Source organism: Neobacillus sp. PS2-9 (genome assembly GCF_030915525.1).
Lineage (GTDB): Bacteria > Bacillota > Bacilli > Bacillales > Cytobacillaceae > Neobacillus.
This window is the reverse complement of sequence record NZ_CP133269.1, coordinates 2,605,787-2,627,937: the sequence shown is the minus strand read 5'-3', so window position 1 is coordinate 2,627,937 and position 22,151 is coordinate 2,605,787. Positions and strand designations below refer to the sequence as shown.

Here is a 22,151-nt window from a genome sequence, read left to right as displayed (position 1 = left end):
CTTTTAATATGAAGTCCTCCTGATCATTATTGATTTTTTAAGGAATAGTATTGGGAAATATGGCTATCTAATATTTGGCTGATTTGAACGGTTCTTTCATTTGTAAGACCATTATTTAGCCCGCAATGAATCATTTCTTTACGAAGAACCTCGATGGCAGCTTTTAATTCACTAAAAGTCAGTTCCTTCACTAGCATAATACCCACATCCAAATTTAGTAGTTTAATACATGTATTTACATTTATAACAATAAATACGGAAAGTAACTTTAGTTCAATTATATGGTAAATAGATGTGGTATAGCAGTGAAACATCGCACAATTAGTGAACATTCTATTACATTTTTCTTATGAAGGTAGGATTATTTACACTGAAGAGATGGTTGAATCAATTTTTAAATAATACTATTTTTGGCAGCATTGCTATCGTTTAAGTCTGAGTCTTGGATGTAGGAGATAGGGATGATCATCGGGACAAAATCTCCATTCTGTTCTCCATATCCTTGATTTCGTTTGTAGGAGATGAAATGGTCTATGAACTGTGTTGGGCCTGTGTTAAGCAGGGAGCCATGATCCAATACGTTAACTTTTAACCCTCCAACATTCACTATCATCGGTGCAAAAATCATTTCGTTCACCCCTTCGAGTGCTGTAGCCTTTAAATAATGCTGTTCTTAACTGAATTACTATCTGTAACATCAGGGTCTACTACCCAAGAAATTGGAATATATACAGGAGAGAGGTCTCCATTTTGTTCTCCAACGCCTTGGTTTCGTTTATAAGTTTGAAACTGATCGATAAGCTGGTAGGGTCCTAGGTTTACAAAGGACCCATTATCTACAGTATTGACCTTAAAGCCTAAAAAGGTAATCGCCATTGGTGCAATGTTCAATGAAATCACTCCTATGCATAATTTCTGTTATATCCATGGTTGTAGATGCAAAAGTTATTTATCATTTTTTACAGAAGGTGAGTCACTACAATCATCATCTAAAATCATGTGGATGGGGATGGCTGTTATAGAGAGGTCTGCACTTTGCTGGCCAAAACCTTGATTCTTTTTTCCAGCAACATTATTACCGATATGGAAGGTTGACCCTAATGAAATAGGACTTGTGTGATCAACACTGTTTATCTTCAAATCACCAATGTTGATTTTTGTTGGGATAAAAAACATCCTTACCTCCTAAGGTTCGTTTTAGAAAGGCTCTATTAAAACTGCCTGTTGATTTCCGCTCCAGGCTCTTCGCTTTCCGTGGGCGTTTCGGCGAGCCTCCTCGGCGCAAGCGCCTGCGGGGTCTCCCCTGAACCGTACTCCCACAGGAGTCTTCGAGCCTTCCGCTCCAATCAACAGGGGATAAAAATCAACATAGTTCCTTAACGCAGCCTTTAGAAAAGTAGATGACATATTGTTTTTTAAATATATTCGTTGGAAGGGAGTATCAGAACGTGATAAAGTTCCATAAAAAAAGAAAGTGGGGGTAAACCACTTTCAAATGAAGGAAAACTTTTATGGGTTAATACAGCATATGTTCATGCTTGTACGTGCATGTAGTGAACATGTCCATTTGAAAAAAATTTTTTTTAAAAAGGGCGCTAACAAATCTCTTGAATAAGCTCAATCGTATTATTTTTGGGCGAGTTGACCAACGATGAAACCTCGTATGACTCCATTAAACTCTCATTCAGTGGAACAAGGAATTGATTTAAAAAATGTGGGTCTGTAATCGATGTGTCCAGCCAGATTTTCTCATCCTCCGGTTTCAATATAACGGGCATTCGATCATGAATATCCTTCATTAGTTCATTTGGTTTTGTAGTAATGACCGAACAAGTATGGATCGTTTGACCACCTGGCGACTTCCAGCCTTCCCATATTCCTGCCATTGCAAATAATTCATTTGACTTTAGTTTGATTCGCATCGGTGTTTTTGTTTTATCTTCATTCCTTTTCCATTCATAAAAGCTATCAGCAATTACTAAACAGCGCTTTTTCTTAAAGGCATTTCGGAAGCTGGGCTTTTCATTTAAATTCTCCGCGCGGGCGTTAATCATTTTATGGCCAATAGTTGCATCCTTTGCCCATGGAGGTATCAAGCCCCACTTTAAATAACCCATCCTATTCACTTTACCATCATTGATTACTGATAATACAAGCTGTGAAGGGGCAATATTGTATGTAGGAAAAAACTCTTCTTCATCTAAGAAGGATTGAATCATAAAACGATCAATAATCTCCTCAATATTTACAGTTAATGTGAATCGTCCACACATTTAAATTCACCTCATCAATTAATAGCTTAATTGTAGCAGATTAGGCTAAATACCCACAAAAATCTAAGGGTATCGGAATAATTTCCAATAATAGTAATTTTTATAGGTAATTATATTCTACCAATATTCAGAATAATTTGGTAATGTTTGTAATTAAGGAGGGGGAACTGGACAATACGGAAGGAGATTGGGCACTTTAAAATTAATTAGAAGGGGTAGTACGACTGTGAAAGAAAAGATTCACGAACAAGTTATGAGTGAAAACCATTTAAGTCAATTGGCATCAGTAGGTCAAATTGCTGCTGGAATTGCTCATGAAGTACGAAATCCGCTAACAGCGGTAAAGGGATTTTTACAACTCCTTGAACATGATAATAAACCAGACTACATACATATCGCTCAATCTGAATTAGAAAATGCATTAACTACCTTGAATAATCTACTTCATGTGTCAAAACCAGATCAAGAAGAAGAGGAGATGCAATCTTTTTCTGTAGTGGTTGAGTTAGAGGCGATCCTGAATTTGTTTCAAGACCAATTATACAATGTAGAGATTGTTACTAAGTTTAAAGACACTGAAATAATGGTTCATGGTAAAAAAAATCAATTTAAAAAGGCATTCTTTAACTTAATTAAAAATGCTTTTGAATCAATGGAATCAAAAGGGACTTTAATCATTTGTCATTATGTAGCTGCGGACCAGTTAGTTGTTACGATTGAGGACACGGGTGTCGGCATACCCAAAGATAAGTTAACCTTACTGGGTACACCCTTTTACACCACTAAAGATCATGGTACAGGAATGGGCCTAACTCAAGTTTTTTCTGTTGTTTATCAACACGGTGGGAAAGTGATTGTGGACAGCAAAGAAAATAGAGGAACAAAATTCACAATACGATTACCAAAGCATTATGTACCACCAAAAAGAGGGGTGTAGAGGTTGGAACTGAAAATAATAGATAATAGTAGCATTAAAGATTTTTTAGTTTCAAATAGAGCCCTTTTTGAAGAAAATTTATTAGCTGAAGCTATAAATGTAAAAGATAAAATAGAAGAAATACATACAATAGGCAATATTAATCTATTAAACAATGCGCATAAACTAGTTATGTATGTTGTTGAAGAGCGTGAGCATGAATTAATTTTATTCGCAAAACAAGAAGGTGTTTCCTGGGCAAAGTACTCCTTAACGATTGCTTTTAAGCTAGAGTGGGTTCAAGCTATTAGAAGAACATTATGGGATTTTCTATACAACTATGAATTAAAGACAAATTTTAATAGTAGTCGTGAGGATTTTTTCACCCTTGAAAAAAATATAAATCAGCTTATTGATCAATTCCTAAACTACTTTTTTATCAGTTACACCAAATATAAGGATGAGCTTCTTGAAACACAAAGAAAATTGGTGGAAAATCTATCTGTTCCAATTATCCCCATTTCCAAAGAGGTTTGTATACTTCCTTTAATTGGTAACATCGACATAGTTAGAATGACCACAATTGAAGATAAAGTGCTATCAAGTATCGAAAATTCACATATTCAAACCTTAATTATTGATTTTTCTGGAGTGGCCCATATGGAAGAGGATGTCATCAATTATTTAAATAAAATAATAAATGGTATATTCATGATGGGTTGTAAGTCGGTTCTAACAGGCTTGCGTGCAGAAAATGTAAAGGTGATGATTCAGTTAGGAATAAGTATTGAACATGTGGCTGAATACAAAGGGACCCTACAATTTGCCTTAAAGGATTATGTATCAGTTTAAAGTTTCAAATTCTTGAATTGAAAAAGGAGACACATCCTCTAAGGTGGTCTCCTTGTTTATTTAATATGGGATTGGTATTAATGTGTTCTCCGTGCAAAATCCACAAAACGAAATTTATCAGGTCTATGTCTTGATTCTGTAAATTGGAAAAGGGTAGCATCATCTAAATAAACATAGTTTTTGATAACAACCACATTATGAAAGCCATCTAAGTCTAAAAGGGTCCGGTCTTCGATCGTAGGCTCCACTACGACAATTTCTTTTTTAGCAAAGCTTATTGTTAGCTCTAATTTGTTTTCAATATACTGATAGATCGAGTCGGCACAAATCTCTTCCGTTAAATGAGGGACAAACTTTTTATTTATGAAATCCTTATCTAAAATAATCTTTTCCCCATTCATTTCCCTTGTACGTACGACCTTCCAAACCTGTTCTTTACTTCCTAATTGCAGCTGCTGTCTAATGAATCCATCGGGTTTCATTAACGAAAGCTCATTCACTATCGTTTTTGGTTTGCTCCCCATTTTATTGGCAAGTTCTTTAAAGCTTACCAATCCTGAAACAGGAAAATCAAATTTGCTAATGTCTATGACAATTGAACCTTTACCTCTAACTTTTTGGATATATCCGTTTTGCGAGAGCAGGTTTAACGCTTTCCGAATGGTTTCCCTCGATGTATCGAATTGGTCCTTTAATTCGTTTTCTGAGGGTAGAAGCGTCTGAGGCGGGATTTCCCCACTTTTAATTTGCTCCACAATATTGTTATAGATAGTTAGGTATTTGTTTGTCATAGTGACATCTCCGTTCATTTTTTCAGGTGGTACACAAGTGATTCAAATGGTCTTAATTGGATTTCTCCGCCAAATTTCGCAGAATCCTTGTAATTAGAGAGTAACATCTCACTTGTAAATTCATCAAGATTTAAATGAGAAGGGAGGTGGAATGTCTTTTCTTTTCCATAAAAATTATTAATCACCACTAATTTTTCAGAGCCACTTGACCGGATATACGCAAATAACTCTTCATCTTCATCCAAAATGAGTTCGAAATCACCGTCTGTAATCACATCATATTGTTTTCTTAATTGGATTAGCTTTTGGTAGTGGAAGAAAATAGAGTCTGAATCGCAAATAGCTTGTGCAGCGTTAATTTCTTTGTAGTTTCTTGCCGTACCAATCCACGGTGTACCAGTAGTAAAGCCTGCGTGTTCACTAGCATTCCATTGAACAGGAGTTCTCGAATTATCTCGAGATTTTTGTTTTAGAATTTCAAGAATTTCTTGTTCTGTTAACCCTTCCTGTTTCTTCATGTTAAAAATATTTAAGGACTCAACATCACGATAGTCATCAATCTTAGAAAAGTTTGGATTGGTCATCCCAAATTCCTCCCCTTGATAAATATAAGGGGTTCCTTGCATCAAATGCAGGGCCGTTGCCAGCATTTTAGCAGATTCTTTATGATAGGTTTGGTCGTTGCCGAAGCGTGAAACCACACGTGGCTGGTCATGATTACACCAGAAGAGGGCATTCCAACCGCCACCTTGATTCATCTGGACCTGCCATGTAGATAGAATTTGCTTTAATGATTGAAAATCAAAATCTGCTTTTGTCCACTTATCTCCATTTGGATAATCAACCTTCAGATGATGAAAACTAAACGTCATATTTAATTCTTCCTGATCAGGATTCGTATAACGAATACAATTATCAATAGATGTAGAAGACATTTCGCCAACGGTCATAATATTGTATTTTGAAAAAACTTCCTCGTTCATTTCATGCAGAAATTCATGAATTCTCGGTCCATCTGTATAAAATTTACGCCCATCACTGTCATCTTGAGGGAAGTGCTGGTCTTTAGAAATTAAATTAATCACATCCAAGCGGAACCCATCGACACCTTTTTTTAACCAAAAGTGCATCATCTCATATAGTGCCTCGCGTAACTTTTTGTTTTCCCAATTGAGGTCTGCTTGTGTAACATCGAACAAATGAAGGTAATACTGGTCAGTTGATTCATCGTACTCCCATGCAGATCCCCCAAATTTTGACTCCCAATTCGTTGGCGGTTCACCGTTTTTACCATCTTTCCAAATATAGAAGTCACGGTATGGGTTATCCTTAGAGGATTTGGCTTGTTTAAACCACTCATGCTCAGTGGAGGTATGGTTGATTACGATGTCCATAATGATTTTAATATTCCGTTTATGAGCTTGTTCTAGGAGTCGTTCAAAATCAGCCATTGTTCCGTAATCTTCATGAATGGAATAATAATCACTAATATCATAACCGTTATCACGTTGAGGGGATTGATATATAGGTGTTAGCCAAAGAACATCGACCCCAAGTTCTTTTAAATAATCCAATTTTTCAATGATTCCTTGGATATCTCCAGTACCATTTCCGGTTGTATCATTAAAACTCTTTGGATAAATTTGATAAACGACTGCTTTTTTCCACCATGCTGTTGACAAACTAAACACCTGCCTATAATTTTTGAATTTTTCTAATGTGGAAAAGGAGGGAGATGGTCTCCCTCCTAAATGGAGTGTCATTTTATTTTTTTAGACTAAACTTTTTAACACCTGTTTTTGCAAAGATGTTAGTTAAAATGAATGGAACCACAATTGCAATCAACATGCATACTGCAAACATAGCCATATATTTTGGCTGTATGGATAGGATTCCAGGGAGACCACCGACCCCAATTGAGTTAGCCATGACACCTGTTGCTACTGATACAACACCAGCAATCATGGAACCGATCATGGCAGCTAAGAAGGGAAAGCCATATTTCAGGTTAATACCGAACATCGCTGGCTCAGTTACACCTAAGTAACAAGAAATTGCCGCTGGTATTGAAACCTGCTTTTCTTCTTCATTTTTACGGTTGATAAAAATCATTGCAAGAACTGCTGAACCTTGAGCAATGTTAGATAAAGCAATCATTGGCCATAGATTTGTACCACCAAGTTCACTCATCAATTGAAGGTCAATTGCATTTGTCATATGGTGTAAACCTGTAATAACAAGTGGAGCGTATGCAAAGCCAAAGATTGCTGCAAATAACCAGCCAAATGCAGAAGTTAAACTTGAGTAAACCACATGAGAGATACCAGAACCGATAGACCAGCCGATCGGACCCAAAATGGTGTGTGCGATTAATACTGTTGGAACTAATGCGAAAAACGGAACAACAATCATAGAGATTGAGTTTGGTACGATTTTACGTAATCTTGTTTCCAAGAACCCTAATACAATTCCAGCTAAAATCGCAGGGATTACTTGTGCTTGATAACCAATCATCTTAATATGTGCAAAACCAAAATCCCATGTTGGTATTTCCTTTGCACCTGCAACGCCATAAGCATTTAATAATTGAGGAGATACTAGGGTAATACCCAAAACGATACCCAAAATTTGCGAAGCGCCCATTTTCTTTGCCACTGACCATGTAATACCAACCGGTAAGAAGTGGAATATAGCTTCTCCGATTAACCATAGGAATGAGTGGACCCCAGCCCAAAATTGTGAAACTTCAATAATAGTTTTTGTTCCATCTTCAAGTAATTTAATGTCACCGATTACATTTCGGAAGCCAAGAATTAAACCTCCGACTACGAGTGCAGGAATTAATGGTGTGAAGATTTCAGCTAAGTGACCCATCATTCGCTGTAGCCAGTTCATATTTTGCTTGGCTGCTACTTTTGCTTCCTCTTTTGATGTACCTTCTACATCTGCAATTTTGACAAAATCGTTGTAGAAACTAGAAACATCATTTCCGATAATGACTTGGAATTGTCCCGCTTGGGTAAATGTACCTTTTACAAGCTGGATTCCTTCGATTTTTTCAACATCAGCTTTTGATGGATCATTTAATACAAATCGCATTCGTGTTACACAATGGGTAACAGCTGCAATGTTTTCTTTTCCTCCAATGTGCTTTAATAAATCCTTTGAAGGTTCTGTGTACTTAGACATTTTCTCTTTCCCCCTGAAAATGGGATTGGCCCCATTATTATCTATTTAGTATCTGATATATATACAAGCAGTAATAAGTACGGTTACATAAGAGGTATTCCTCTTGTATATACAAGTTTTGAGTACGTTTTCATTCTAGCTTGTATATACATGTATGTCAACAACGAAAGCTTAGAAATATTTTTATTGTAAATTACCTTATGACCACGCAATAGTTTCTAAGAAAAAAATGGTAATTTTGTAATATGCCTTTCGTATCACTTTTTGTCTTTACAGCATTAAACCGTTGAATGAATTTTGCGAAAATGGTACACTATAGATGTTTAAATTCTTCTGAGTTTAGACCTCCTAATTGTTGAGAACTTAGCCTAGACCACTAAGTTCTCGTTTGAACCTTTTGAACAACCGTTCAAGGGTTCTTTTTTTATAACTTGTCTGTTGATTTCCGCTCCAGGCGCTTCGCTTTCCGTGGGCGTTTCGGCGAGCCTCCTTGGCGCTTGCGCCTGCGGGGTCTCCCCTGACCCGCACTCCCACAGGAGTCTTCGCGCCTTCCACTCCAATCAACAGTGTATAAATTCAACAATGTTCTATAACGCAGCCTTACAAAAATGAGGTTGGAACATTCCAACCTCATTTTTCACATATAGAGTCCTGCTAAGAAAATCCCAAGTGTTTTTTGATATATCTCGTCAAATTGGGAAAGGGGGAGAGGGTTAATTCCTTTTCCAATCTCTATTGTAAATCCTGGCCTTCTCCAATCTTGGATAAACCAGTCTTTATAACCTGCATAGCTTTCAATCGTTTTTACAGGCTCATATCCACTGACTCTACTAAATTCAGTCACTATTGTCTCTGACTCAGGGGGTTCTTGATTTTCAAATCCCCAGTACATTACTTCACCTTGTGTATGGAACGCTAGCACTCGTGAAAAATCCCGCCTTTTTGTCAAATCTGCCATCGCAATGGCTTCAGGCTCAGAGAGGGGCTTTTCGCCACCATAATCCCTTGGTCCTGGCTGGTCAGGATTCCTTGCCTTTTCGAGCTCCCATCTAGCAGGGAATTGATCGTTAAGGTCAACACCTCTAATGTTGGCCTTCCATCCCGAAAAATCCGTACTGCCTTTATTGTAGTCGATGACTTTTGTATTCCATGGCGCGCTTGAAGGTGGCCCATGTAAAACGAGATCGACACCATCTGGGTTTACCATTGGTACAAATGATAAAGTACTTTGCTGGTAAAACCTGCTGGTTGAAAGTCCACGAATGGCATTGTGATTTGTCAGTGATAATAGGTAATCATTAATAAAAGTCATAATGATGGGAGTAGTAATCCATTCATTTGCATGGAAAGATCCATTGTAGTGAACCCTTTTCCCACCAGTACCAATTACCATCTCAGGAATATTTTTTCCCAAAACGGTTTTTCCTATTGAAGGTATCTGTAAAAATGGGTAAACACTTTCTAATCGGGAGATATCAGTGATCAAGGTTTGATAGTCGTATCTTTGTCCGCCGTTCACTAATCTCCAGGTTATCCTTAATGGAACTTTAATTGTTTGGCCCACTTTTATGTTAGTTGGATTTATGTTTGGGTTAACCAGTTGCAGAGTTTCTAGTGGGAGATTACGATTTTGAGCTATTTTTCATAAAGTGTCCCCTTGGCGTATTTGATATTCCTGAGCGACAAAACCTGGAATCCGAATCTTTTGCCCAATAGAAAGAGCATTTGGTTGCACGGCCCGATTGGAATCATTAATTAATTGCATATCTATTTTAAATAACTGACTATAGTGCCATAAAGAATCCCCTTGCCTAACAATGATATCCATGGAAGCACCTCCAGATGAAATTAGACATATTAGTAAAAGTTATGCTTTAGAGGATAAATTATTAGGATTTTATGGTGTCAGGCACCAAATGGATTGATCCCATTATATGGTAATATTGTATTTGGTAATCTATATTGTTTTTTGCTTATTCTAGGAATCTGCTTTTCCATTCTGGCAATGGCAGCAGGCAGTGATCTTTTTTTCCAAACCATTTATATCGATTTTTGGCAATCCATTCGTAAAGTAAGTCTCTAAAAAATGGAGGGACTACCAGGAAAACGGATAGCATTTTCCAAAGGCCACTCAAATGGGTACAAACTCGTAAAGCGGCTGTGGATTTTACATATATTCTTTTATCTTCAATTAAAACAAAGCTGTTTATATCGGTTGATAATCCGTGCGCTTTTAAGAGGTTTTGACCAGTTTTGCTTTGAAGGGAGGCAAATTTAAAGGTTCCAGACGGATCTCGTTTGAAAATAAATTGTACACTTTTATTGCAAAGATTGCAGACACCGTCGAATAATATTATTCGTTCCATGGGGTTCACCAACTATTTTTCGTTTTTTTCAGCTTACCATAAAAGAGACAATAGAAATTATTAAAATATTCGAAACGAATTTTCGGGTTTTACGTATTAATATTTAACAACAAAAAGGTGGGGGGCAGGGGGATGGATATTTACACTGGATTCGATATTTTTTCAATTATGCAAACTATACTTCCCATATTTTTTATCATTGTCGCTGGTATCATTCTTTTTTCCATTATTAGGGGTATAAGAGAATGGAGTAATAATAATAGACAACCGCGCCTAAACGTTGATGCGGTTGTGGTTTCTAAGCGAACACAGGTACGCCATGGCGGGAATGACCATCATTCTAGTACTTGGTACTTTGTAACTTTCCAAGTAGAGAGTGGTGATCGGATGGAGTTTGGTGTAAATGGTCGAGAATACGGTCAGTTAGCTGAAGGAGACCCTGGAGAACTCGTCTTCCAAGGCACACGCTATCATGGTTTTACTCGAAGACAAGATGGACTGTAAAGTTCACACATATTGCAAAAACACGAAACCTGAAACCAAGATTTTTCGTCTTTATATGTATTAGATTGAATTTAGGGAAGCGAAGGAAGGATACAAGGTCGGAAATGGGGTATACAAATATGTGGAAAAACGAATTAAGTGAATTATTAAATGTTAACTATCCAATCATTCAAGCACCAATGGCTGGCGGTCCAACATCTTCTGAACTAGTATCTGCTGTATCGAATGCAGGTGGTCTTGGAATGGTAGGGGCTGGGTATATGAGTCCGGAGCAGCTACAGAAACAAATTAAGGCTATCCGAAAATTAACTAATAAACCTTTTGGGATAAATTTATTTGTTCCTTCAACCTATTCTACTGATGTTGATAAACTTGAAAGAGCCATGGCTCTATTACAGCCTATAAAGAATCAATACGAAATTGCCGATCAACACACACTTCCTACATTTGAACAAGACTGCAAGATCTTTAAGGAACATATTAATATAATCATTGAAGAAAAAGTACCCATTTGTTCTTTTACCTTTGGCTTGCCTACACAAGAAGTAATCAAAAAGCTTAAGAAATCTTCAGTAATATTAATTGGCACAGCAACAACGGTACATGAGGCAATAATCAATGAACAGGCCGACATGGATGCCGTTGTTGTCCAAGGTGCGGAAGCAGGCGGGCATCGTGGAACATTCCAAAATGAAGATAAAAGAGGCTTAGTCGGACTGATGTCGCTTATTCCACAAACCGCGGATTCTATTCGTATTCCATTAATCGCTGCTGGGGGAATAATGGATGGGAGGGGTATCAGCGCGGCCAAAATACTTGGAGCGTCAGGTGTCCAGATGGGGACTGCCTTTCTAGTATGTGAAGAAAGCGGCGCCCATCCCCTTCATAAGGAAGCTATAGTAATGGCAACAGAAGACCAAACTGTACTAACAAAAGCATTTTCAGGGAAACTGGCTCGAGGAATTAATAACAGTTTTATAGAAATATTGAACCCATATGAAGATGAACTGCCTGACTATCCCATACAAAATGAATTAACGAAGACAATACGAAAAGCCTCTTCGTCTACGGGGAAAAAGGATTGTATGTCACTCTGGTCAGGACAGAGCCCGCGTTTAGCGAAGAGAATTACGGTTAAGGAACTGATGGAAAGGTTAAAACTGGAAATGGATTGCTATTGTAAAAGAAGTTAACTTTGCAAAAAATGATGGGGATAAGGTAATTAGGATTCGGTTGGGAAATTTATGTATACAAACTGTTTTTATGATACTATGAAAATAGTTCGACAAAATATTTATTTAGTAAACTCGTGATTAAAGTGACCAATTTATTTAAGGGGAGGGACTCGCATGAAAAAAAGTATACAAAAAGCTCCCTACCTATTATTTTTATTAGTATTTCCAGCTTTGGCAATTGTTTATAGTTTTCTAAATAACCGTTCACATAAAGCCTTTGATATTTCTACAACAGTGGATCAAGTGATCCCATTTTTGTCGTTTTTTATTATTCCGTATATTTTTTGGTATGTATATATATTTATGTTTTTAATCTACTTTTGGTATAAGGATACGAAGATATATTTAAGAACATTGCTTTTGATTGTGGTTGCCGAGCTGATCTGCTTTGTTATTTATTTCTTTTTTCAAACCACTGTTCCAAGACCAACCATTCAAGGAGATAACTTTCTTCAAGTGCTTGTACAGTGGATATATGAAAACGATCGACCCTATAATTGTTTTCCGAGTATACACGTACTTACAACCTTTGCCGTTATGCTTGCATCACTCCACATAAAAAACAAGCATCTAATTACCAATTTATGTATTCATATTTCAGGGTCATTAATTATTATTTCCACTCTATTTGTTAAACAACATGTTATTCTTGATATGGTGGGTTCGATGTTTCTTGTTACTTTCCTATATGGAATCACATTTGAACTGTTAATCTTTCGTTTGGGCGAAAAGTCTGAGCCAGTTTCATTAAAAAACAAATAATTCCGTATAAAAAGAGTGTGCATAGACACTCTTTTTGTTTTTGGCTGTGTTAAAGAACAGTTTTGATTTATACACCCTGTTGATTGGAGCGGAAGGTACGAAGACTCCTGTGGGAGTATGGTTCAGGGGAGACCCCGCAGGCGCAAGCGCCGAGGAGGCTCGCCGAAACACCCACGGAAAGCGAAGTGCCTGGAGCGGAAATCAACAGGCAAGTTTAACAGAGCCTAGTTTTTAAAGCTTGTTTATAATTCAACCACAAGATAGGGTTTCAAGTCATATGAACCGTTTTAATATGTTGCATATTTACAAAAACAGGGTCTTCTTTTGCACTGATTAATTCTACGAAATTATTTTTAATTCCTTGCACTTTTCCAATTACATTCTCATTTTCCCCTATATTGAAGACAATTAATTCGCCAACACATTTCTCAATTTGAACTTCGAATGATCGTGCAAATGTATGGCCACTTGGATTTACTGGAAGACTTGAATTACTAAGGCCATATGGCCGTTGGTTACTTGTATAAGGGATTAACCATTTTAGATGGTGAAGGGAGATAAACATCGTTTTATAAATAGGGGAATAAAATACAAAGTAATTATTCATGATACTAATAATATACCCATGTAATGCTTGTTTACTTGTTACATAGATTTCTGTAAATATTCCCTTTGCAGCTGTTAGTGTTTTTCTCAAGGATATTTCTTCATTGTGATTGTAAATTGGTGTAGGCTCATCATTAAAACTAATTTCAGCTATTTCATCATGTTTTAAGAATTGCCAGTTTTGTATATGAATTATAGGAATATATAGGTAGTCATTCCCATTAAAAACTACCCATAAATCACTACCAATATCGACTAATAAGCCACTTATTATTTTCTTTCCGGAAATCTCTAGTTTGATATATTTTCCAATCTTATCTTTCAAGCTCATTTACTCACTTCCTTTCCTTATACGTTCCATTTACAAATAGAGAAGGGCTAAAGCAGCAAAAGGATTTTTTGAAATTCATCAAAGAGGACCTGCCCAGCTCATATTTGTAATAGGACTTGAGGGTGCACTAAAGAATATTTCGTCCGAACGATCAACGTATGCTATTTCCATTTCATGTAAGTGTCTGAAATTATAATCTAAAAGTTCTTTTGCTTCTATTTGGCCATCCGGCAAACGGGAAAGCTTTTATTTCATCACGACGGACCGGTTCACCTGCAAAGCGAAATGCTTGTGTTTCTTTATCTTTTTGTTTCCAAACACTCTTCGTATCGTTTGTATTCATTTCATGTGTAGTATTTTCTACTTTATTATTGGAAGCATTCTGAGTAATACTTGGTTTTGGAGTATGTTGTGCAACTTCCTGTGCTTTTGTTGTTTTGACTTCCTTCCTAGGCATTGGTAATAGTGGGGCAGGTTTTGGTTCCAATTTAAAGAGAGGGGCTACTTCTTTTTCATGTTTCATCTCTTTGGAAGGCTCATCAATATTGGATTTATTTGACTTAGGTTCTTCATTCTTTTTGTCATTATTATCCATTTCAATTTGTGGTTTCTTTTTTTCCGCAACCACTTTCGGTGTTGTTTCTTCAGAATAAGTTTTTTTATTCTTGTGAGCTACTTCTTTGACCTGAGTAACAACTGTTTCACCTTTTATTGGTTGTGACCAAATCACTTTTTCCCCTGAATCCATTTCCTCATGCTTCTTATCAACTGCTTTGGATTTCTTTTCAGAACCTTTGTTCGATGAAGATTTAGTTTTTTGTTTTGATTTGTCCTCTGTGTCCTGGCAGGAATGACAATCTTTATCTTCTTCTGATTCCTCTTTTTTATCGTCATCATTTTTGTCGGATTTATTGCTGCTATTTTTGTTCTCATTTGCATCTTCCTGTTTAGACTCTTCTTCCTTAAGAACACCTTTTAAAATGTTAGATACATGTTCTACTTTGATTAGAATCCGCTCTTCTCCGTTTATCACAGTAATGAAGTCTTCATCAATGTCACTTAGGACTCCAGTAAATTTCTGTTTGTTAAATGCTAAAATGGTTACCCAGTTATTTTGAAAGGAATGAAGGAGATCTTTTAAACTTTGAGTTTTTTGAAAGCTTACTACGGATATATCTGGCTGGAATTGTTTTGTGTTTTTTGTGATAGCTTGAATTTTATCGATATTATAATAAAAGATATATTTACTGTCGGTTTCTAGTACAACATGGTCTTTTTCTACACCGATTAATTTTCCTTTGTATACATTCTCACCTACAAAAAGATTTACATTAAATCCTTTTAGTAAATCCAATGCAGCTGAAAATTTATCTAACCCCATGAAAGAATCCTCCTTTGGATAATATGGGTCGCTCCTCACGTGGAGAAGCGACATATGGTTTGGTTTTATTCCTTTTCTTCCTTATCTCCTTGATTGCCATTATCATCGTTTTGGTTTTTATCGTTGTCACTATCTGATTTGCCAGAATCATCTTTTTTTCTTTCAACCATTAAGCCGTAACTAATGTTTCGAATGTGCTTCATGGAGAAACGTACAACTTCTTCTTTAACAATTAGTGAAGCGAAGTGTTTGTTAGCATCGCTTAGAACACCTTCTAATGATTCTGAGCCGCCTCGATTGATTTTTACCCATTGGAATCTGATACTTTCTAAAAGTTTATGAAAGTTTTCAGCTGTTTTAAAATCTAATTTTTCTGGAATGTGTATTCCTAGTTTCATGTCGTCTTTTGAGCTTTCTGTCACACTTCTAACATGATTAGTCTTATAGTAAACAACACCATCATTTTCTGTTAATAGGACAAAATAGTCTTCAAATACGGCAAGTAACTTCCCTTTTCTGGATTCTGGACCACCCCGGTCAACCCTGATTGTTTTACCAACAAATAAATTCATTAATTCTCTATCCATAAAAGTTATATCCTCCTTTTAATAAATAAACATTTACACTGCATCTATATGTATCACGGGGTGATGTTGTACTAATAAAGTAGCCTTTTTTTCATAGTCCCACTAAAAAATAGGCAAAAAAAGGTATATGATACATGACCATATACCTAAAAATTATATAAGAGTTGATAAATTTTTCTTGAGATACGTACCTCTTTTATTAATAAAATTAAAAAATACAAGTTTTTCTTTCTCGAAGGTTTCAATTGTAGAAGTTAAATAGGGATCTTGATGTAGATTTGCCGTTATTTCTTCAAAAAGACTATTAATAATGGGCTTCTGTACTGAAAGGGAAAAATCATTTTCTAAAATATTTGTAAGTATTTCTTGATATTTTCGTTTGAAATTTGAAAAATGAAGCAATCGACCAGTGAGTGTATTATATCCAGTTATAGGCACATAGTCATAGTCAAGCAGCTTACCATGGAGATTTCTTCCCCATGTACCATCATAATCCCAAGGTGTTATTTCATATTGCTTTGTCTCGCTATTTTTATACAAAGCATAATTATGAATAAATCCGTCATAATTTTGTGTACAAACAGCCCCTGCAACCCATTTTAAATATTTTTCAACGTCAAGGTAATGATGAATTTCTTCCTCAAAATTCTCATTTTTATAGGTATTAATCATGGCTATAAAGCGTCCTAATTCCTCTAATTCCTCTTTTTTTCCATATTTTATTGTGTACCCTTGATCTAAACGAGTTTTTAGTTCATTTTTTTTTGTTAAAAGTGAAAAATTTGCTCGGTTATTCGTCGCATAGATAATCGAACCTTCCGGTAAATTCCTTTTTTTAAGAAGAAATTGATCAAAAGATTCTATTTCCAAATATATACCTTTACAAAATCCGTTTATATAAAGAAGAACATGCTTAGAGTGGGGAGAAATAACCCCTATACGATCAAAAAAATCTAGTGATAGTTTGTTTCTAGATAAGGAAACATCAGAATACTCAGCATTAAGATGTATTTCATGAGCTCCATTAAAGGTGTTGGGCTTTTGAAAGACAATCCGATACGATCTCTTTTTCTTATCTCTTATCACGTTTCCTCTATAGGAGAGCTTTATGTTTAGGCGATCATTCCCCATCTTTAATACTGCTGGTACTAATTCATCCTCCCATATATCCTTTTCCAATTTCCTTAACCACTTTGGATTAATAAAAATTTCATATTTTAACACGTAAATACCCCTTAACAGTATTTTTTTTAGTTATATGTGTAAAGCGTTGTGGATGTGTATAATCCCAAAAATATTAAGGGTCTAAAAAATATATGTTTGTCTATGGCAAATGCGCTAAAATTTCATAAATTGGAATAGAAAATATAAATTTTTTAGAAAGTGGTGGAAAAATGGTTTTAAAGCTTGATATTGAGCAGTTACTTTCAGAAGCTAAGGAAAACGGGCTAGATGGGTTTTTAAATAATAATCCAGTAGGTAAAAAAGGAGATAAGTCCGGTTCTGGTAGCGCAGGTAATAGTGGAACACATGGAAGCAGCGGTAGCCATGGAGGTAGTGGAAGCCATGGTGGCAGTGGCAGTCATGGAGGTAGTGGAAGCCATGGTGGCAGTGGCAGTCATGGAGGTAGTGGCAGCGGAGGCCAAGGTGGTACACAAGGTAGCGGTTCAGGCGGTAGTCATGGTGGCAGTAGTGGAAGCAAAGGTAAAAAAGGTCCGAAAGGTAAAAAAGGTAATAGCAGTCACGGAGGCAGTGGTTCAGGCGGTAGCGGCGGCAATGGTTCAGGCGGCAGTGGAGGTAGTCAAGGAGGCAGTGGCTCAAGCGGTAGCGGAGGCAGCCAAGGAGGCAGTGGCTCATGTGGAAGCGGAGGCAGCCAAGGAGGCAGCGGTTCATGTGGAAGTGGAGGTAGCCAAGGAGGTAGCAGCTCAGGCGGTAGTGGAGGTAGTCAAGGAGGCAGCGGTTCAGGCAGCCAAGGAGGCAATGGAAGCCACGGCAAAAAAGGTAAAAAAGGTCCAAAGGGCAAAAAAGGGCATGGTAGTAGCGGAAGCAATGGCAATAGCGGAAGTCAGGGTAGTAGTGGAAGCCACGGCAATAGCGGAAGCCAGGGTAGTAGCGGAAGCCAGGGTAGTAGCGGAAGCCACGGTAGTAGCGGAAGCCAGGGTAGTAGCGGAAGCCAGGGTAGTAGCGGAAGCCACGGTAGTAGCGGAAGCCAGGGTAGTAGCGGAAGCCAGGGCAGTAGTGGAAGCCACGGAAGCACCGGCAGTCATGGAAGCAGCGGCAGTAACGGAAGCGACGGCAGCAGCGGCAGTCATGGAAGCAATGGAAGCCACGGCAAAAAAGGTAAAAAAGGTAAAAAAGGTAAAAAGGGACCAAAGGGTAAAAAGGGTCCTAAAGGTAAAAAATAGTTACGCATTAACAAATCTGACCGATACTCAAAAAGTATCGGTTTATTTTTATGTAACAACCTGTACATAAACCTAGTAAATACAACCAGTGATATTCGTCTACCCCAAAAATAATAGGTATAAATCTATTAAGCATTTTAAAAAAATATTTAGATTTTCGCTGATTTGTTCATTTACGAGATATTCGTTTAGAACAAGCCTCAATTTCCTCACGTACTATAAAGCAAAGGACAAGAGTTATATAAACGGAAAATAAAGAAGGAAAATTATAGAAGGGAGTAAATTAAATTTTATGTATCATCTTTCGACGGTGATTATCACCATTTTAGCTTTCGTGCTGACGATGGTTCTGATCTTTATCCGTCCCAAAAATATGAATGAGGCAATCCCAGCCACCATAGGGGCTATTTTAGTATTCCTAAGCGGTAGTGTATCGGTAGGGGATTTATTTGACATCAGCTCCAAAGTGACAGGTGCAGCCATCACCATAATAGCCACTATCGTTATGGCAATCGTACTAGAGAGCTTCGGTTTTTTTAGCTGGACCGCTGCCCTAATGTTAAAAGTATCAAAAGGGTCAGGTGTGCGACTATTTTGGAATACATTACTACTTTGCTTTTTAATGACCCTATTTTTTAATAACGACGGAAGTATCTTAATTACCACGCCGATTCTCATCCTTATACTAAATAATCTAAAACTAAAAAACCGACAAAAAATACCTTTCCTGTTAAGTGGAGCACTCATTGCAACCGCCTCCAGCGCACCAATCGGTGTTAGTAATATTGTTAATTTAATTGCCTTAAAAATAATTGGGATGGATCTTTATCTTCAAACTGAAATGATGTTTATTCCGGGGGTTCTCGGGCTGTTATTTCTATCATACTTGCTTTTCCTTGTATTTAAAAAGGACATTCCAAAAGAAATTCGTTTCCATTCCTATACCATTCCACTCCAGAAAAACCGACTCTATCATCCACTACAAAAAAACGCAGATAGTCTATTTGAACAACAAAAGAAACTCATGATTAACATGCTTATCTTCGTTTTCGTTGTTAGAATCAGTCTATTTATCGCCTCATTTATTGGTATCTCTGTAACGTTAGTAGCTGTACTAGGTTCTATAATATTATTAATTTGGAGATGGATTCACCTAAAAGTAAATCCAAAGGACGTGTTAGGAAAAATTCCATGGCATATTTTAATATTCGCCTTTAGTATGTATGTTATCATCTTTGGATTACACAATATTGGTTTAACCACCTTTCTAATTGGACATCTTCAAGCACTAGTCAACGATAGCCTACTACACGCGAGTATAACGATGGGAATCATCACAGCATTACTATCAAATATTTTTAATAACCATCCCGCTTTAATGATTTCAACACTAGCATTAACGGACATGGGACTTGACCCGCTGATTATGAAAACTGTCTATCTGGCGAACATCATTGGTAGCGATATTGGCTCACTAATCCTACCGATTGGAACACTTGCTACTTTGATCTGGATGCATATATTGAGGAAAAATAAAATTCATATAAGTTGGCTTGAATATATTAAAGTCACGATTATTGTTATTCCACCAACCTTGATTTTTACTTTAATCAGCTTGTACCTATGGCTCTTACTTGTTTTCGTCAACTAAAAAATTAAAATCCCCAAGTCTCAATGGCTGGGGATTTTTACTATTTTTCTAAAGAGTGGATATAACCAACAGCCAGCGTAAATACCAAGTAAATTTAATAGTAAATCATCAATATCCAAGCTGCCACGGTGGGTGAAAAATTGTAATAGTTCTATAAATGTAATCGCTGTAAACGGGAGAACAATCAATTTCCTAAGAGAAGCACGACTTGTTCTTAGTAAAATACCAAAGGGGAGAAATAATCCTATATTTGCAGCAAGATTATATAACGAAATCAAGCTGTCTACTTTCCCAGATAGGTAAAAGGCAATAGTGGAAAAGGGAATTAAATTTATAGATTCGTAGCTTTGATCGTTTGGACGAAGGAACAATAATATCAATAATCCAATCGTGTAAAAAAGGATAAATGTTAAAAAAAGTGAATAGGAAAGTTGGATTGTTTCCTTCCTAATTAACAAAAGACTAATAAGATAGAACATATAGATACAAAACCAAACAACCACTAATACAACTGGATGTAGATAACTTGTTAATTGGAATAATACAGGAGAGAAAATTAGAAACGTTCCTATTGAAAGGAATAATGATAAAATGTATGATTTTTTCACGCTCACACCGCCAAGATATTTATAAAAAAGGGATTAGCTCATTCCGCTTTATTTTATCGTACTATGATTCGTAAATAAAGGAACAACGTAGTTCAACTGTTGGCTATTATAGATGCACACATCTGTTGCTATTGCATATATGGATAATGGATAACTTTTTGCTCAACAAAGGATGTGAAACATGTGGTTAATTCTCTCAATAACCCACAAGAATGGTCGAAACGGATAGGGAGAATGTTTCAGGAAATTATACAAGAAGTTGAGCAGGTTCGAGAAACGTTTTCGGTAACAGGTGCTGAATACAATCGGGATAACTTACTAGCTTACCTTGCACTTAGAAAACATAACATTTCTGATTTTCAGCTGTCATTAGCGGAACAGGGGCTTGCAGCAATAGAAAAATCCTTTTGCCACGTACTATATTCATTAGAAAAAATCTTGAGTCATTTACATGTTGAAGTGAATTTACCTACGACCCTTGTTATTCCAACCCCTTCTGATTCAAGAGGGATTATGAAAAATCGGTCGGAAGAATTGCTTGGAAAGGGCAACAATCACCTTCATTCGACGATCATGGTGACTTTAGATGGTAAAATGGCAAACAACCAACCACTTATAAGTGAATTGTTACTAAAGGGTATGGATATTGCAAGAATCAATTGTGCCCATGATGATCATGAAGTATGGAAACAGTTAATTGAAGGGGTAAGGATGGCTGAGTATAGGCTTAGGGATACAGGGTATTATCACGACAGGACGTGCAAGATATATATGGATTTAGCTGGTCCAAAGGTACGAATTGGCAAACTTCCTCCTGAAGATATTGTTGTCAAGAAGGGTGATTCCTTACGATTATTATTAGATTCAAATAAACTGGGTCATCCTGCTTCAGCAGATGCACCAGCGGGGGTACCAGTTACACTTGAAAAGGCATTTCGAAACGTCCGAATCCATGATCGTATTTTTATAGATGATGGGAAAATCTCTGGAATTGTACGACATGTTACAAAAGAACACATTGAAATTGAAGTACAATCACCTGAAGGAAAGGCGTACCGAATAAAAGAAGGAAAAGGATTGAATTTACCTGATTCTCTTCTCAGTTTAAATGTTCCTGCTTTGACAGAAAAAGATATTAATGACTTAGCATTTATTTCGAAGTACGCAGATATTTTGGGAGTTTCCTTTGTCCACTCCCCTTTAGACTTGAAAAAACTTCGGGCTGAATTGAGTAAGTATGAAGTGCCTCATTTGGGGGTGGTAGCAAAAATTGAAACCAACGATGCTGTCCATCATTTAGCTAGAATTATCCTAGAAGGATTACAATTTGAGCGGTTTGGTATTATGATTGCTAGAGGAGATCTTGCAGTAGAGGTGGGTCCTGAGAACCTTTCCTTTGTCCAAGAAGAAGTTTTGGCCATTTGTTCAGCTGCTTATGTCCCTGTTATTTTGGCAACGGGTGTCCTAGAACGGTTAACAAAAAAGGGTATACCTTCACGGTCTGAAATGACAGATGTATTTTTAGCAAGACGGGCAAATTGTATTATGCTTAATAAGGGGACTTATATTTTGAACGCATTAGACATGCTGACAAAAGTACTTATTACAGATGAGGCAGAAAGGCTAACATTGAACGAGAGTAAACGGAATCTAACTGCTCAATACGGTGTATTAAGGTAATCAATGAGGATTTT

At 36.8% G+C, this 22,151-nt stretch carries 22 protein-coding genes and 1 pseudogene; 8 read left to right on the top strand and 15 right to left on the bottom strand.

Annotation, left to right across the window (positions count from 1 at the left end):
- Positions 1–26 precede the first annotated feature (26 nt).
- The 5 genes from RCG25_RS13240 to RCG25_RS13220 form a co-directional block, all read right to left on the bottom strand.
- Complete coding sequence (locus RCG25_RS13240) at positions 27–197, bottom strand: Spo0E family sporulation regulatory protein-aspartic acid phosphatase (RefSeq protein WP_308079283.1); 171 nt, start codon at positions 195–197, stop codon at positions 27–29.
- A gap of 197 nt (positions 198–394) precedes the next feature.
- Positions 395–628, bottom strand: coding sequence for a hypothetical protein (locus tag RCG25_RS13235; RefSeq protein ID WP_308079282.1), 234 nt, complete (start codon positions 626–628; stop codon positions 395–397).
- 29 nt (positions 629–657) lie between these two features.
- On the bottom strand, positions 658–876 hold the full coding sequence (locus RCG25_RS13230) for a hypothetical protein (RefSeq protein WP_308084178.1): 219 nt from the start codon (positions 874–876) through the stop codon (positions 658–660).
- Positions 877–945: 69 nt separating this feature from the next.
- A complete protein-coding gene (locus RCG25_RS13225; RefSeq protein ID WP_308079281.1) occupies positions 946–1,176 on the bottom strand; it encodes a hypothetical protein in 231 nt (76 codons plus the stop codon).
- Between the two features lie 419 nt (positions 1,177–1,595).
- Positions 1,596–2,273 (bottom strand): SOS response-associated peptidase, encoded by a 678-nt coding sequence (locus RCG25_RS13220; RefSeq protein WP_308079280.1) that lies wholly within the window; start codon positions 2,271–2,273, stop codon positions 1,596–1,598.
- Positions 2,274–2,499: 226 nt separating this feature from the next.
- On the opposite strand from RCG25_RS13220, the gene RCG25_RS13215 reads away from it, so the two are divergent.
- On the top strand, positions 2,500–3,210 hold the full coding sequence (locus RCG25_RS13215) for an ATP-binding protein (protein ID WP_308079279.1): 711 nt from the start codon (positions 2,500–2,502) through the stop codon (positions 3,208–3,210).
- Positions 3,211–3,213: 3 nt separating this feature from the next.
- The gene (locus RCG25_RS13210) at positions 3,214–4,041 is read left to right on the top strand and encodes an STAS domain-containing protein (RefSeq protein WP_308079278.1); all 828 of its coding nucleotides are present in this window, start codon (positions 3,214–3,216) and stop codon (positions 4,039–4,041) included.
- Positions 4,042–4,118: 77 nt separating this feature from the next.
- Here RCG25_RS13210 and treR read toward each other — a convergent pair whose 3' ends face one another.
- The 5 genes and pseudogenes from treR to RCG25_RS13185 form a co-directional block, all read right to left on the bottom strand.
- A complete protein-coding gene (treR, locus tag RCG25_RS13205) occupies positions 4,119–4,832 on the bottom strand; it encodes a trehalose operon repressor (protein ID WP_308079277.1) in 714 nt (237 codons plus the stop codon).
- Positions 4,833–4,846: 14 nt separating this feature from the next.
- Positions 4,847–6,514, bottom strand: coding sequence for an alpha,alpha-phosphotrehalase (gene treC, locus RCG25_RS13200; RefSeq protein ID WP_308079276.1), 1,668 nt, complete (start codon positions 6,512–6,514; stop codon positions 4,847–4,849).
- Positions 6,515–6,596: 82 nt separating this feature from the next.
- A complete protein-coding gene (gene treP, locus RCG25_RS13195; RefSeq protein WP_308079275.1) occupies positions 6,597–8,021 on the bottom strand; it encodes a PTS system trehalose-specific EIIBC component in 1,425 nt (474 codons plus the stop codon).
- Positions 8,022–8,658: 637 nt separating this feature from the next.
- Positions 8,659–9,849: pseudogene (locus RCG25_RS13190) on the bottom strand (M14 family metallopeptidase).
- 145 nt (positions 9,850–9,994) lie between these two features.
- On the bottom strand, positions 9,995–10,387 hold the full coding sequence (locus RCG25_RS13185) for a thiol-disulfide oxidoreductase DCC family protein (RefSeq protein WP_308079274.1): 393 nt from the start codon (positions 10,385–10,387) through the stop codon (positions 9,995–9,997).
- 132 nt (positions 10,388–10,519) lie between these two features.
- Here RCG25_RS13185 and RCG25_RS13180 point away from each other — a divergent pair, with 132 nt between their 5' ends.
- From RCG25_RS13180 to RCG25_RS13170, 3 genes are all read left to right on the top strand, one after another.
- Positions 10,520–10,891, top strand: coding sequence for a DUF2500 domain-containing protein (locus RCG25_RS13180; RefSeq protein ID WP_308079273.1), 372 nt, complete (start codon positions 10,520–10,522; stop codon positions 10,889–10,891).
- Between the two features lie 119 nt (positions 10,892–11,010).
- The gene (locus tag RCG25_RS13175) at positions 11,011–12,084 is read left to right on the top strand and encodes an NAD(P)H-dependent flavin oxidoreductase (protein ID WP_308079272.1); all 1,074 of its coding nucleotides are present in this window, start codon (positions 11,011–11,013) and stop codon (positions 12,082–12,084) included.
- Between the two features lie 156 nt (positions 12,085–12,240).
- Positions 12,241–12,888 carry a phosphatase PAP2 family protein gene (locus tag RCG25_RS13170; protein ID WP_308079271.1) on the top strand — a complete coding sequence of 216 codons (648 nt, stop codon included), beginning with the start codon at positions 12,241–12,243 and terminating at the stop codon, positions 12,886–12,888.
- 268 nt (positions 12,889–13,156) lie between these two features.
- On the opposite strand, the gene RCG25_RS13165 is transcribed toward RCG25_RS13170, so the two are convergent.
- The 4 genes from RCG25_RS13165 to RCG25_RS13150 form a co-directional block, all read right to left on the bottom strand.
- Complete coding sequence (locus tag RCG25_RS13165; RefSeq protein WP_308079270.1) at positions 13,157–13,825, bottom strand: DUF2642 domain-containing protein; 669 nt, start codon at positions 13,823–13,825, stop codon at positions 13,157–13,159.
- 190 nt (positions 13,826–14,015) lie between these two features.
- Positions 14,016–15,206 carry a hypothetical protein gene (locus tag RCG25_RS13160; protein ID WP_308079269.1) on the bottom strand — a complete coding sequence of 397 codons (1,191 nt, stop codon included), beginning with the start codon at positions 15,204–15,206 and terminating at the stop codon, positions 14,016–14,018.
- 65 nt (positions 15,207–15,271) lie between these two features.
- Positions 15,272–15,793 carry an LOTUS domain-containing protein gene (locus RCG25_RS13155; protein ID WP_308079268.1) on the bottom strand — a complete coding sequence of 174 codons (522 nt, stop codon included), beginning with the start codon at positions 15,791–15,793 and terminating at the stop codon, positions 15,272–15,274.
- Between the two features lie 153 nt (positions 15,794–15,946).
- On the bottom strand, positions 15,947–17,017 hold the full coding sequence (locus RCG25_RS13150) for a CotH kinase family protein (protein WP_308079267.1): 1,071 nt from the start codon (positions 17,015–17,017) through the stop codon (positions 15,947–15,949).
- Positions 17,018–17,314: 297 nt separating this feature from the next.
- Between RCG25_RS13150 and RCG25_RS13145 the strand changes: the two genes are divergently transcribed.
- On the top strand, positions 17,315–18,268 hold the full coding sequence (locus RCG25_RS13145; protein WP_308079266.1) for a hypothetical protein: 954 nt from the start codon (positions 17,315–17,317) through the stop codon (positions 18,266–18,268).
- 222 nt (positions 18,269–18,490) lie between these two features.
- Positions 18,491–19,849: an arsenic transporter gene (locus tag RCG25_RS13140; RefSeq protein ID WP_308079265.1), complete on the top strand. Its 1,359-nt coding sequence runs from the start codon at positions 18,491–18,493 to the stop codon at positions 19,847–19,849.
- Between the two features lie 20 nt (positions 19,850–19,869).
- On the opposite strand, the gene RCG25_RS13135 is transcribed toward RCG25_RS13140, so the two are convergent.
- Positions 19,870–20,457, bottom strand: coding sequence for a VanZ family protein (locus RCG25_RS13135; protein ID WP_308079264.1), 588 nt, complete (start codon positions 20,455–20,457; stop codon positions 19,870–19,872).
- Between the two features lie 234 nt (positions 20,458–20,691).
- On the opposite strand from RCG25_RS13135, the gene RCG25_RS13130 reads away from it, so the two are divergent.
- Positions 20,692–22,137, top strand: coding sequence for a pyruvate kinase (locus RCG25_RS13130; protein ID WP_308079263.1), 1,446 nt, complete (start codon positions 20,692–20,694; stop codon positions 22,135–22,137).
- Positions 22,138–22,151 lie beyond the last annotated feature (14 nt).